We start from the raw sequence: 13,494 nt of genomic DNA on the forward strand, positions 1-13,494 counted from the left end.
CAACATCTTAGCCCAGGGCTTCAGCCCTGGGAATGGGGAATATGGGTTATGGGTATGATACGATATTTTATTCGCTCAATCTCCCCGTATACAGCCGCGTTTCATATTTAAACACCACCATGCCATTCTCCTGGTATTTATTGAAGATGTCTTCCAGGTCCTTGATCATGGGCTGATAGTTTTCATGTGAACGGGAAGGCATATACGAAGAAGATGACAGCAGTCCTTTCAGGGCTTTGAAATCGAAGCGTTGTGCATTCTGGAAGGTTTTCTCCCGGAATGTGCCAGGCAGAAAAAACGAGGCAAGCTGTACGGCGCTTACATTACGCTGCTGCATGTGTTTATAATCCGTACCGTGTTGTTGCAACAGCTGTTCGTAGTCATGTTCAAATGGTGAGTTGACCGGCCGTATGTTCCACATTAATGCAGCGAAACTATCCTGCCTGGAGATGCGATGAAACTCCTTACGGGTAAGTACCTGATCAAACCAGTGGAAGGCCTGGCCGGCTACAATGAGGTCTATTGAGTTGTTGGGCAGCGTAGTATGTTCTGCCGTGGCGGCGATACTTTTAAAACCGGGAAAGCGTTTCAGCTGCTGTTCTGCCGACGCGCGCATGGCATCGTTTGGCTCTATGGCGTATACCGTGTTGCCATTATCCAGAAACGGTTGTGCCGAAAGGCCGGTACCGGAACCGATATCCGCAATAACGCTGTCATGCGTAAGTCCTGCCGTGGCAGACAGGTACGGAATAATGGCCACTGGGTAATGTGGCCTGTATTTCTCGTAATCCGTTACCCTGTTACTGAATCGCTCCGTATTTTTCATGACCAAAAATAAAGCTATTCACCCAGCCCTTTCGGTTTTTTCTGTTCGTCGCCGTGTGCTTCCAGCTCAGCCAGTTTCTTTTTACCATAGGCCAGTTTAGTGATCAGCACATATAATACCGGAACGGTGAACACCCCAAGAATGGTAGCTGCCAGCATCCCGCCGATAACGGTGAAGCCTATATTAACACGGGAAGCAGCGCCCGCGCCTTTCGCCAGACACAGCGGCACCACGCCGAGGATAAATGCAAAAGATGTCATCAGGATAGGCCTGAAACGCAGCTTAACCGCTTCCAGTGTGGCATCCAGCAGCGGCATCCCCCTGTCCACACGCTCTTTACAGAACTCTACGATCAGGATGGCGTTTTTAGCGGCCAGACCAATCAGCGTGATCAAACCAATCTGGGAGTACACACTGTTGGCCTGTTTGGTCAGCGCCAGCGCCACAATAGAACCAAACAATGCCACCGGAACGGCCAGCAGTACCGAGAATGGCACTGACCAGCTTTCGTATAGGGCGGTGAGCAACAGGAACACAAACAGGATAGACAACATGAAGATCAGCACGCTGCTATTGCCCGCCTTGATTTCCTGCAATGATACGTTGGCCCAATCGTAGCCAAAGTTTTCCGGCAGCACCTGGGCCGCCACTTCCTGCAATGCCTTGATGGCATCACCACTACTGTATCCTACTTTGGCGTCACCATCTATTTCCACGGAGCGGTACAGGTTAAAGTGATTGATTACCGGGGCACCTACTCCTCTTTTGGAGGTGATGAGCGCGCTAAGCGGCACCATCTGGCCCAGGTTATTGCGTACATAATAGGTAGCAAGATTATCGATACTGGTGCGATAGAGCGAGTCCGCCTGCATCACCACGCGGAAGCTGCGGCTGAAGCGTGTGAAGTCATTGACATAAAGTCCGCCAAGGAAAGTTTGCAAGGCGTTGAACACATCGCTGACCGCTACGCCCAGTTGTTTACATTTGTCCCTGTCCACCTCCACATTGAACTGCGGTGTATTGGCACTGAAGAATGCGTAAGCCCGCGCAATTTCCGGCCGCTGGTTGGCGGCCATCAGGAACTGGCCCATTACCTGTGTGAATTGTTTGATATCCGGATTACTTTTTTGTTCGAGCACAAACGAGAAACCACCCGACGTACCCATACCACGTAATGTGGGCGCAGGGATGGCGATGATAGTGGCCCCGATGATGCGGGAGGCAGCCCCCTGGATGCGGCCTAACACTTTATTGATATCGTCCCCATGTGCGTAGCGCTCATCCCATGGTTTGAGGCTCACGAAGAAAGTACCGGAGTTCGGTTTCACTGCATTGGCCACGAAGTTCATCCCGGTAATACCGAAGAAGTGGTTGACGGCGCTGTCGGCTCCGAGAATATGCCCGATTTCATCTACGACTTCTTTTGTTCGTTCAGTAGACGCGGCCTCCGGCAGTTCCAATGCTATAAAGAGAGCCCCCATGTCTTCCTGGGGAACAAAAGTGGTGGGTGTCTTCTTAAAGAGATAAAAGGCAGCAGCGAACAGCACACCTAATAAAATGAGCACCACCGGCGTAAAGCGGATGGAACGCATGACCATGTTACCATAACGGTTGGTAACACGGGTAAACCATTCGTTGAACTTATAAAAGAGCTTATTCAGCCCATGGGATTTTTTGGTAAGGTGCGCAGGCCGAAGCAGAATGGCCGTTAGTGCCGGCGTGAGCGTTAATGCCAGGAAGGCGGAGAGCAATACTGAAAACGCGATGGTGAGTGCAAACTGTTGGTACAACCGTCCGCTTACGCCCGGAATAAACGCCACCGGCACAAACACCGCTGCCAGGATCAGCGCGATGGCGATTACCGGCGCCTGCACTTCGGACATGGCCTTAAACGTGGCTTCCCGTGGCGACATCAGGTCCGCATCTATATGGTGCTGGACCGCTTCCACCACCACAATGGCATCATCCACCACGATACCGATGGCCAGCACGAAACCAAACAGGGTGAGGGTATTAATGGAGAATCCCAGCAGCTGGAAGAAAATAAAAGTACCGATCAGGGAGATAGGTATCACCAATATCGGAATGATGGTGGCACGCCAGTTTTGCAGGAACACAAACACCACAATCACCACCAGTGTGAGCGCTTCCAGGAAAGTATGAAACACCTCATTAATAGATATTTTTACGAACGAAGTCGTTTCAAAAGGGATCAGCCAGTTCACGTCTTCCGGGAAAGACTTGCCCATTTCTTCCATTTTGGCGATCACCCGGTCATTTACATCCAGTGCGTTGGCGCCTGGCGCCAGATAGATGGCCAGACCACTACCGGTTTTACCGTCCGCTTTTGCATCGATGGCATAGCTGAAGGAACCCAGGTTGATACGGGCCACATCGCGGAGACGAACGAGACCACCATTGGGGTTTTTCGATACCACCACATTGCCAAATTCTTCAGAAGTGGCCAGACGGCCTTTTACACTTACCGTATATTCAAAAGCCTGTGTACGGGACATGGGCGGTGCCCCGATACTACCAGCAGGTACTTGCTGGTTCTGTTCGGTAATAGCCCTGGCAACATCAGCAGCAGTCAGGTTGAGCGCCGCCATCTTGTCGGGGTTAAGCCATATACGCATACTATAGTCCTGTGAGAATACGTTCACATCGCCCACCCCGGCAATACGGGCCAGCTCCGGTTTGAGATAGATGTTGATATAGTTGTCGAGGAATTCACGGCTATGTTTGCCTTTCGGTGAGTTGAGCCCAATTACCATCAACATATCATTGGACCGTTTTTTAACGGTCACCCCTACACGCCTTACTTCGTCCGGCGTACTGGGGAGTGCGAGGCTTACCCTGTTCTGCACATCGAGCGTAGCGATATCCGGATCGGTGCCGAGGTTGAACGTCACCGTAATACTCATGGAACCGTCATTGGCGCTTACGGACTGTATGTACATGGCGCCGGGCGTACCGTTCACCTGGTTTTCGATGGGCGTGGTCACTGTTTCTTCCACAGTGGTAGAGTTGGCACCTACATAGTTGGCCCTTACATCCGTTACGGGCGGCGCAATATCAGGCAACTGGGCAATGGGCAGGTTAAACATACAGATCAACCCTACAATCACCAGGATGATGGCTATAACTATCGTAGTATTCTTGCGCTCTATAAAAGTTTTTGAGATCATACTGTGATGGCGATTTTAGGAATTAATGTTTACCTGCCGGAGGAGCAGCCGGAGTACCGGGGCCGGCCACGTTCACGGTATCTCCGGGCCTTGCTTTCTGAAGGCCTTCCACGATGATCCTGTCGCCGGCTTTGAGGCCGCTTTCTACGATCAGCATGGTATCCGCAACAGGGCCGGGCGTAATGTGCACCGGCTGTACGACATTGTCTTTCGTGAGGGTCATCACGGTAGTTTCGGAGAGGGTCTCTACAATTGCTTTAGAAGGGATGGCCACCTGCGTAGCCGGCGTGGAGTACTGCATCACCACTACGCAGCTCATACCGGATTTCAGCTGATTGTCTTTATTATCAAATACCAGCCGCACCCGGATAGTACCGGTCTGTGGGTCCACGATATTGTTGATGGCCTGTATTCTTCCTTGTTCACCATAAGTTTCACCGCTGGTGAATTTCAGGAAGAACTTTTCATCGCCTTGTCCTTTCTGGATGCGCAGGAATTGCGGGATGCTGGCCTGCGGCACGTCAAAATCGGCGAAGATGGGATGTTCATTCACGAGGGTGTTGATCAGTGTCTGGCCGGCGTTGACGATATCGCCGACTTTGATCTGTACGATACCGATGCTGCCGCTGACCGGGGCACGGATCACCGCATGGTTCACATCGGTGCCGGCGCGGGCTACGGCAGCCTTAGCGGCCGCCAGGTTAGCTTTGGACGTCATCACGGCGGTGTATGCCTGGTCTACTGTCTGTTTGGAGATAGCATCATGCTCCAGCAGGGTTTTATATCGCTCGTAATCTTTTTCTTTCTGGGCGAGGTCAGCTTCCGCCTGTTGCTGGCTGGCAGCCACCTGACCATAAGCGGCCACATAGCGGCTTTTATCGATCTCGTACAGCGGCTGTCCTTTTTTCACCACACTCCCGTCTTTTACTTTGATACCGGAGAGATAACCGGTCACGTCGGAGCGGATAGCCACTTCATCGTGCGCCATCAGCGTAGCCGGGAATTGTGAATGCACGGTATAGGAAGCCGCCACCACTTCCTGCGCTACAACGGTCGCCTTCATCATGCCCATCATGGCCGCCTGTTGCTGTTGTTTTTTTCCACCACCGCAGGCAGTGCCCAGCAGCGCGACCAGGATTATGATCCAATTTGATTTCAGGTACATATGGAGAAAAAATTAATAATTGTTGTATTAGCTGTTATATTATTTGATTCTGCCCATGGCCTTGTCCAGATCTGTTTTGCTGATCAGGGTGGCGAGCATGGCATTGACGTAGTCTGTCCGGGCCTGTGTAAGCTGACTTTCCGCTGAAATCACATCCAGACTGGTAGCCACCCCCTGTTCAAATTTGAGTACGATACGGTCGTATATGCCCTGCGTTAGTGTCATATTCGTCTTCTGTGTAACGAACGTGGCTTTATTGCTTTCGTAGGATGTATTAGCGCTCTTTACTTCCAGCTTTATCTGTTGAGACAGGAAGTCGAGATCATTCTGTGATTTTTTCAGGGTGATGCGTTGTTCCTGGATCTGATGAAGCCTTTCGGTGCCCGTGAAAACAGACCATGATAAATTGAGGCCCAGCGCGGAGGCGGCGAATCCCGTTTTATACAGGTCGCCGAACCTGGTAGAAAACCAGTTGTACCCATAATTCACGAAAAAGTTCAGTTGAGGCAGATAAGCCATCTTCTTGCTTTTCAGGCTCAGTTCATTCAGGGCTATCTGGGTATTCTGGATACTGTATTCGATGCGGTCTTCCACTTTATAGTTGAGCGTGTCAGTGGAAAACGACTCCACATTAAGGTCCTGTACGGTTTCCCGGAGCTCGAGGTTACTTTCCTGCGGCATGCCCATCTGGAACTTCAATAACTGCATCGTATATACGAGTTCCCGGATCTGGTTTTCGATCTGGGTAACACCATTATTATAAGACACCTGTATCCGGTCTACGTCTACCCTTTCAGACACGCCGGCATCATAGCGGGCTTTGGTGTCGGTGAGGGTTTTGCGCAGCTGATCGAGATTGGATTTTGACAGGCGGATATTTTCCTGGTTGGTGAGCACTGCGTAGTAGGCTTTGATGATGGCCACTTTGGTATCTATTTCCGTACGCGTCAGGTTTTTTGTGGATAGTCCGCGGTATACGCGGGATGCTTTCAGTCCGAGGAAATAATCGCTCTGAAAGATGGTCTGGTTCACCTGTCCGGTGGCGCTGGAACTGAAGCGGGTACCAAACTGCACAGGAATTTTCTTGTCATAGTTGCCGTTGGCGATGTCGGGAATCAGTGAGGTGGCCAGTTTCAGGTTGTCCGTGAAATTAGCATTGATGTCTGCATGGGGAAACAGCTTTGCAGTGGCTTCCTTTACCTGTTCCTTTGAAAAATCCACGTCCAGGTTGGCATTGACCATATCATGATGATGCGCGATCCCGTATTGTATGCAGTCGGCCAGGTTAAAGGCGTAGTTTCCCCTGGTTGTATCCATCTGCCCGTAAGTGGTATTTATTCCTGACAATAAAAGCGTAGAAATCAATATAAGGGTACAACGCATACTTATAACATTGAAAGTATATGATGATTGATAAATACCTAACAAATGAAAAAAGAAAAGGTTGTAATGCAGCTATCGACGGTTGACAAGGCCGCAACGCATATATGAATTCTGACCGGAGGCGGTCGCACAGGAAATGCTGCTCCCCGAATATACGAAACTGTTGGATTAAAAGAACGGTGACAGGACGCTTTATTTAGCTTTTCGTATATTGCCGAAAAGCCATACGTTTTTATTATGTCTATGTCAGTTATCAAGGAAGCAAAACCTGCACACCGTGAGTTTGAGCTGGACCGGGCAGTGTTGTTCAGCGATGCTGTGTTTGCCATTGCCATTACCCTGTTAATCATCGAGATCAAGTTACCGACCATGCCGGCCCATCTGCCTGCGGGCGGCTACCGGGAGGTACTGAACCCTTTCCTGATGGAGTTTTTCACTTTCGCGATGAGTTTTCTGTTCATCGGTACTTTCTGGAAATGGCACCTGCATCTGTGCCGTTTTTTACAGCACTATGACGATGGGTTGATCCACCGCAATCTCTTTTTCCTGTTTTTCATTGTCACTTTTCCTTTTTCCACCGGCGCTATGATGCATATGAGCAACCATTTCATGCTGCCGTTGTATATTTACCTGTTTAACCTGGCCGGGTGCCTGGCCGGGCTGTTCTGGATAAGTTATTATATTTTCCAGCGCAAGCCGGGGCTGGCGATAGCAGGCCTTCATACCGAAAAGGAATTGCTGTACCAGCGGCTGAAATACAGCTTTCTGACGATGGCCTTCGGGTTTACTGCGATTGCACTTGCTTATTTTATTTACCCGGACAATACGACCATACAAAACCTTAGTTTTTGCCTGATTCCGTTGTTGATTTTTTTCAATCATTTCCGGTTGAAGATCAAAAAACGTAATACCCTGCGCCTGGTACATGTAGGCGATAAACCCAGTTAACCATGATCGAAGTAGATAAAAGAGACGGACAGTTTTTGCACCGGGTCATCCGGCAGTGGCAGCAGGACGGGCTGGTCACCGATACGCAGGCAGAAGACCTGCAGAAAAGCTATACTGTCCGCACCAACGACTGGCAGACGATCACCCTGTATATTTTTATTGCCGCCATCTCCTGCGCCTTGATGGCGTTTGGATCGCTGGTACTGGATGAGAAGTGGATAGAGGTGCTGCGGAAGAAATTCTCGCTGACCGACGGGGTGATTGCTTTTTTATTTGCCGGGGTGACTGCTTTCCTTTGTTACCAGGGCTGGCGCCGTAACAAGCACCAGCCGGAGTTTTCCTTTAACCGTGAACTATTCTGGCTGTTACCGATACTGAGTACAGGCGTTACCGTAGTATACCTTGGCAAAAGCATGGACTACCTGGGTGGCAATTATGGCATTTTCTGGCTGCTGGCCACGCTGGTGTATGCGACGGTGGCGCTGACACTGCATTCGCGGCTGTTGTGGATTGCCACGCTGATCTGCCTGATACCTGCTTATGTGAAGCTGACCTATTATGTTACCGGTGATGCGCCTTATTTTCTGGGCATGAACCTTCCCTGCCGCATGGCGCTGCTGGGCGCAGTGATGATAGGTGCCGGCTGGCTGATGAAACGTACCGCTATTTTCCTGGCTGCAAAAGAAATCACCTGGGGTGGCGGCTGGCTGCTGTTCCTGCTCTCCGGCTGGCTCATCTCCATTTTTGGCAATTGCGGCACGTGGGAGGAATGGCAGGCACTGCGACAGGTACATCTGTTATTGTGGGTGGTGGTGTTCAGCGCACAGTGTATCCTTACCCTCTTGCTGGGCATCCGTACCAAAGATGATCTGTTGCGCGACCTTGGCGTTATCTTCCTGTTGCTCGACCTCTACACCCGTTATTTTGAATATCTCTGGGACCGAACCAACAAGGGCCTGTTCTTTTCCATCCTGGCTGTTTCCTTCTGGTGGCTGGGCAAGCGGATAGAGAAATACGTGAACAAACGCAAAGGAACCCCGGGCTGAAGCCCGGGGCTACATTCAGGTTTAATATTTTTGCCTCAACTGTTGACATATTCTTTCATCATAGCGCTATAGCGTCCGGTATCGTGCAGGCTCCAGTCGAAGTTGCCGGTAATCCAGGAACGCAGCACCGCTACATAACGCAGCAGTTCGTAATCTTTCTCGCTGCCGCTGAGTGGCAACAGTTTTTCCAGCACCACAAAAATGGCCACTTCCTCGTTGTGCATACGGGCCGCTTCATCTATTGCCTCCTGAAGTGAGCATTGGCGTTCGTGTTGCAGCACCAGTACCAGGTTATGTACGTCGCCGGCTTTATGTTCTTTCGGAAAAGAAAAGAGGTCGTTGGCCCAGCATACGATGTTATTGCAGGCTTGCACCATGCGTTTGAGCAGAGCATTTTGCAATGTGTTGGCAGGCAAATATATTTTCTCTATAATATCTATCGCCTCCACATCTGCGAGGAGGGCACCGGTGTAGGGCCGCATCCGTACATAGTCGGCTACGGTAGGGACTATACGATTTTCGCGGTTCTGCGCTTCCCAGAGGCAGGAGTTAAAATAGTCTTCCATACTACAGATAAAGCGCTGTTGCCATTCCGGTGAGCTGATGGCTTTCATCCGCTCCCAGATACTGATGAGCGCAGCCGGCAGCGGAGCGTTATTCACCGGTGTACGGGGATCAGGGTTGCGGAAGATATCCATAAAACCAGTCATGACACTGCGCAGGAAGCCTGATTTTTTGCCAGCTTCTGCCTCATCACACTGATCATCGAGGATGAACAACCAGGTGTTGAAGTCGGCGATGATACAGAGCTCATGCAGCCTTGCGTCCGGGAAGGCGCGGGCAGCCAGCCAGGCAAAACGGGCTTTGGCAAAGCGGGCCCTCGCTTTGTCGGTAGACAATAAACCATGATGATGCACCCAGTCTTCAACGTGTTGCTGGGCAGCTGCCACATGGGAATTCAAACGGGAAGGAAACGGATACTGGATCCGGGGAAACTGGATCGTTGTCATGTGTCTGAGGATTTAGCAGTTAACTATTAAGGGTTATGAAATGGCATAGGTGAAAAATCAGGGAAAACGGCGGCGGGCAGGCATATAAATAGCCTACCATACCAGTTGGCACAGTAAAAGTTGGCTAATTTCGGTTAACAGCAAATGAGATGTAACAATAAAGTACAGGGTGATTACATGCCGGCCGAGGTGACGGACATATTCAGATGTTTTAACACCCTGGGCAATGCGAGGTGGAACCAGCTGGTGAAGCGGTCTGGCTCCTGCTCCATCAATTCCAGAATTTGACTGGCAGACATATACCTGTAATCATTTACTTCCGTGCTGTCGGGGTGAATCGCACCATTGTAAGTACCTATGAGCACATGATCGAATTCATGCTCGACAAGACCGTTGTCAAAAGCTGTTCTGTAAGTAAAGGCAAAAATTTCCTCCAGCGGGCAGTCGAAACCCATTTCTTCCATCAGTCGGCGGTGTGCGGCATCAGCGGTCGTTTCGCCGGGAAACTGGTGACTACAGCAGGCGTTGGTCCACAGGCCCGGAGAATGATATTTACCCATTGCCCGTTGTTGTAACAAAATATCTCCGGCTTCATTTAAAATAAATACGGAAAATGCGCGGTGCAACAGGCCCCTGCGGTGCGCCTCCATTTTTTCCATGGTACCAATAGCTTCATCGAATTCAGTCACTAGTATTACTTCAGGTTGATTCATAGTGTAGCAAAGATAAATTAATAAGCTGTTAGCTGTCTGAAATGATCGCGAATTACTAAAAATGAGCCCTGTTCTCTATAATGGTTACTTCAAATAAATATACAATAATAACGGGAAAAGTGAAAAAAAAATTACGCCCATACAGACACAAAGCAGTGATGCGGCAGAAGTGCGCCCAACATCCCACAGGCATAAAAGTGACAAAGACAACAGCCCCCGAAACAGGGCCCAACAGGCGTTCCGGCACCCGGCGTCTTTAAGTGCCGGATTACCGTATCTTTGCAGCAAAAAAAGAAATGGCAGAAGACTTACAGATTATTCAGGGAGATAAAGCCGCACAATACCAGTCACTCATTCCACAGATAAAAGGACTGCTGGAGGGAGAGCCCGACCTGGTAGCCAACCTCGCCAATGTGGCCGCGGCATTGAAAGAACAGTTCGGCTGGTTTTGGGTAGGTTTTTATCTGGTAAAACAGGACGAACTGGTACTGGGACCATTTCAGGGGCCTGTAGCGTGTACCCGTATCCGTAAGAACAGAGGGGTATGCGGCACCAGCTGGGCACAGGCCACCACACTGATTGTACCTGACGTCGAAGCATTCCCGGGACATATCGCCTGCAGCAGCCTTTCCAAATCCGAGATCGTGGTGCCGCTGATGAAAGATGGCGTAGTGGCCGGGGTGCTGGACGTGGACAGTGAACTCCCTGATCATTTCGATACAACAGATCAGCAATATCTGGAAGAGATTGTCCAATTGATTACTTTGTAATCAACGGTTAACTGGCAAAGATTTTGCGAGCCATAGTCCTGAAAAATCAAAGGAAAATTTAACCATGTTCTTCTTCAGGAAAAAGCGGGATGATAGCAAATTGTTGGAACCGTTCCTGTCAGGTATTGAAACTGACATACATTCGCACCTGATCCCGGGGGTCGATGACGGCGTTCCGGATGTGGCCACCAGCGTAGCATTTGTAAATCAATTGCATGAACTGGGCATCCGGAAAATTATTACCACTCCTCACATTATGATGGACCGGTATCCTAATTCACAGGAAACCCTTCATGGTCCATACCTCGAGGTAGAGGCCGCACTGGCTGCACAGCAGATCAACGTGCCTTTCAATTATGCGGCGGAATATTATATGGACGAGCAGTTTGAACTACTTCTCAAATCACCGCTGCTGACGCTCAACGGCCAGCTGGTGCTGGTGGAGATTTCGTTTATATCGGCGCCCCCGCAGATGCACCATTGGCTGTTTCAACTCAGCACACTGGGATATATGCCCCTGCTGGCCCATCCGGAGCGGTACAACTATTGCCACAAAAATTTCCATCAATACAGGGAGTTTAAATCATGGGGATGCCAGTTTCAAGTAAACCTGCTGTCGTTCACCGGTTACTATGGCAAATATGTACAACAGGTAGCCATGCAGCTGCTGGATGCCAACATGGTCGATTACATCGGCACTGACCTCCACCATGAAAAACATATGGAGGCCATACAGGAAATTGCACGGAACAAAAAATTGTTGAAACGACTGGAACAATATCCTTTTAAAAACAACAAACTGACGGCCAGCCGGTAAATGAGCCAACCGGCACTACCGGATCAGCATCACCGTACCAGTTTGTTTCCGTGCCTGTTGCTTACTGTCGACATAAGTGAGTATCCATACATAAGTGCCCCCCGGCTGCGGGCTGCCCCGGAAATCCCCGTTCCACGATCCTTCCGGGTCACCGGTACGGAAAACAATCTGCCCCCAGCGGCTATACACTTCCAGGTTGAATTCCCTGACATCATCGTGCACTTTGGCCCGGAACCAATCGTTCTGCCCATCATTATTTGGCGTAAAAGCAGTTGGCACAAATACCGCACACTCCCGTATATTGCGATTGATCATGGCACTGCCTTCTGTCTCGCATTCATGTGTATCCTTCACACGAAAGTGAAAAGAACCGGCATCCAGTCCGCGCCAACTATTGCTGGCCTGCCAGGCATTATTATCGAGGCTAAACGCATAAGGAGGGGTTCCGCCTGCTATCTCCAGACTGATTTTTCCGTCCATCGTAGAAGTACAGCTCACATCCTTTGTACGCATTCCTGCAATTTCCAACGGCGCGGGTTCTGCTACCGTTATATTATCGATATGCTCCGTACAACCTTCTTCGTCTTTTACCAGCACACGATAGTTGCCAGGTGTCAGTTTACTGAAAGAGGGTGTATACACCGCATTTTTGCTTCCATTGAAATAATAGCGATAGGGGGCAGTTCCTCCATCGGTAGTCATTTCAATCGTATTGTTGTTTTGGCCGTAACAGGCAGAAGGGATGACCGTTACTTTGCTTTTCACTTCCCAGCCGGCCACCGTCACCTGTTTGGTGGCGCTGGCACCACTGGGCAATTTAACGGTGACCTCGTAATTGCCGGGAGCCAGGCCGGTAATATGTTCCGTCGTTTGTCCTCCGGGGTTCCATTTGACCGTATAGGGCTGGGTAACGCCCTTCACCGTTACGGTGGCCTCCCCCCTGTTTTCACCTTTACAGGTACTCCTCACTGTTACCGCCAATTGTGGCGTTTCCAGCAAAGCATCAGAGAGATGATCAATCAGCAGCGCTGAGCCATAGATGCTCTTATCGCAGGGCTTCCACGGCGCAGCCATGAACGTAATGAACTTGTAATCGCGGCCAGGGGTGAATACAAAAGAATAACGGACCCAATTAGTATGATAGAACTCACCGGTACTCCATAACCTCTCGGCAGTATCGCTGGGTGTATTACCGGCATAGATCGTCATATTTGCATAACAGGCCAGAAAAGCATAAGTAGGAGCATACGCCAGGTCCATGGAAACAGTATAGGTTTTACCTGCTTTCAGCGGTACCTCCTGGCTGATAGACTCGATCCAGGAAAGTCCGCTGTGCAGGCCAACATAGGTGGCACCGTCTGAGGGAGGCTGTGTTATATTCAGCGCGCCGGGCTGTATATCCGGCGTGCCTCTGCCCCTCCAGCCGGGTGGAACAGCCCCTTGTCCGGGAGTTCCTTCCAGGGATGGGTTTTTCAATAGAATATCCTGTGCGGTAAGGGGATGCAAGGCGCTTAATAAGTATAATAGTACTACCGTAACGCACTTCCATGCACCAGTCCATTGTTGCAGGCATTTACACAGCAGTGGTTTCATGACAACGGCTTTATTTTTCGAGGGACGATTAATTG

General features: G+C 50.1%; 11 protein-coding genes. 4 read left to right on the top strand and 7 right to left on the bottom strand.

The window, feature by feature from the left end:
- Positions 1-67 precede the first annotated feature (67 nt).
- From HHL17_RS25005 to HHL17_RS25020, 4 genes are read right to left on the bottom strand one after another with little or no spacing between them, the layout of a single operon-like run.
- Positions 68-826 carry a class I SAM-dependent methyltransferase gene (locus HHL17_RS25005; protein WP_169227577.1) on the bottom strand — a complete coding sequence of 253 codons (759 nt, stop codon included), beginning with the start codon at positions 824-826 and terminating at the stop codon, positions 68-70.
- Between the two features lie 14 nt (positions 827-840).
- Positions 841-4,014, bottom strand: coding sequence for an efflux RND transporter permease subunit (locus HHL17_RS25010; protein WP_169227578.1), 3,174 nt, complete (start codon positions 4,012-4,014; stop codon positions 841-843).
- Between the two features lie 22 nt (positions 4,015-4,036).
- Entirely contained in the window at positions 4,037-5,179 is a 1,143-nt protein-coding gene (locus HHL17_RS25015) for an efflux RND transporter periplasmic adaptor subunit (RefSeq protein WP_169227579.1), read from the bottom strand.
- A 39-nt stretch (positions 5,180-5,218) separates the two neighbouring features.
- A complete protein-coding gene (locus tag HHL17_RS25020; protein ID WP_169227580.1) occupies positions 5,219-6,496 on the bottom strand; it encodes a TolC family protein in 1,278 nt (425 codons plus the stop codon).
- Positions 6,497-6,799: 303 nt separating this feature from the next.
- Here HHL17_RS25020 and HHL17_RS25025 point away from each other — a divergent pair, with 303 nt between their 5' ends.
- A complete protein-coding gene (locus HHL17_RS25025; RefSeq protein WP_169227581.1) occupies positions 6,800-7,510 on the top strand; it encodes a TMEM175 family protein in 711 nt (236 codons plus the stop codon).
- Positions 7,511-7,512: 2 nt separating this feature from the next.
- Positions 7,513-8,556, top strand: coding sequence for a hypothetical protein (locus HHL17_RS25030; RefSeq protein WP_169227582.1), 1,044 nt, complete (start codon positions 7,513-7,515; stop codon positions 8,554-8,556).
- A gap of 35 nt (positions 8,557-8,591) precedes the next feature.
- Here the strand turns inward: HHL17_RS25030 and HHL17_RS25035 are convergent, their stop codons facing one another.
- Both HHL17_RS25035 and idi read right to left on the bottom strand, forming a co-directional pair.
- Positions 8,592-9,566, bottom strand: coding sequence for a terpene synthase family protein (locus tag HHL17_RS25035; protein ID WP_169227583.1), 975 nt, complete (start codon positions 9,564-9,566; stop codon positions 8,592-8,594).
- A 173-nt stretch (positions 9,567-9,739) separates the two neighbouring features.
- Positions 9,740-10,279: an isopentenyl-diphosphate Delta-isomerase gene (idi, locus tag HHL17_RS25040; RefSeq protein WP_169227584.1), complete on the bottom strand. Its 540-nt coding sequence runs from the start codon at positions 10,277-10,279 to the stop codon at positions 9,740-9,742.
- A gap of 296 nt (positions 10,280-10,575) precedes the next feature.
- On the opposite strand from idi, the gene HHL17_RS25045 reads away from it, so the two are divergent.
- Together HHL17_RS25045 and HHL17_RS25050 are read left to right on the top strand one after the other, a co-directional pair.
- Positions 10,576-11,049, top strand: a complete 474-nt coding sequence (locus tag HHL17_RS25045; protein ID WP_169227585.1) for a GAF domain-containing protein — start codon at positions 10,576-10,578, stop codon at positions 11,047-11,049.
- A 64-nt stretch (positions 11,050-11,113) separates the two neighbouring features.
- Positions 11,114-11,866 (top strand): tyrosine-protein phosphatase, encoded by a 753-nt coding sequence (locus tag HHL17_RS25050; protein ID WP_169227586.1) that lies wholly within the window; start codon positions 11,114-11,116, stop codon positions 11,864-11,866.
- Between the two features lie 15 nt (positions 11,867-11,881).
- Here HHL17_RS25050 and HHL17_RS25055 read toward each other — a convergent pair whose 3' ends face one another.
- Positions 11,882-13,459, bottom strand: coding sequence for a T9SS type B sorting domain-containing protein (locus HHL17_RS25055; RefSeq protein WP_169227587.1), 1,578 nt, complete (start codon positions 13,457-13,459; stop codon positions 11,882-11,884).
- Positions 13,460-13,494: the final 35 nt, after the last annotated feature.

It is taken from the genome of Chitinophaga fulva (assembly GCF_012927205.1).
In the GTDB taxonomy this organism is placed as follows: domain Bacteria; phylum Bacteroidota; class Bacteroidia; order Chitinophagales; family Chitinophagaceae; genus Chitinophaga; species Chitinophaga fulva.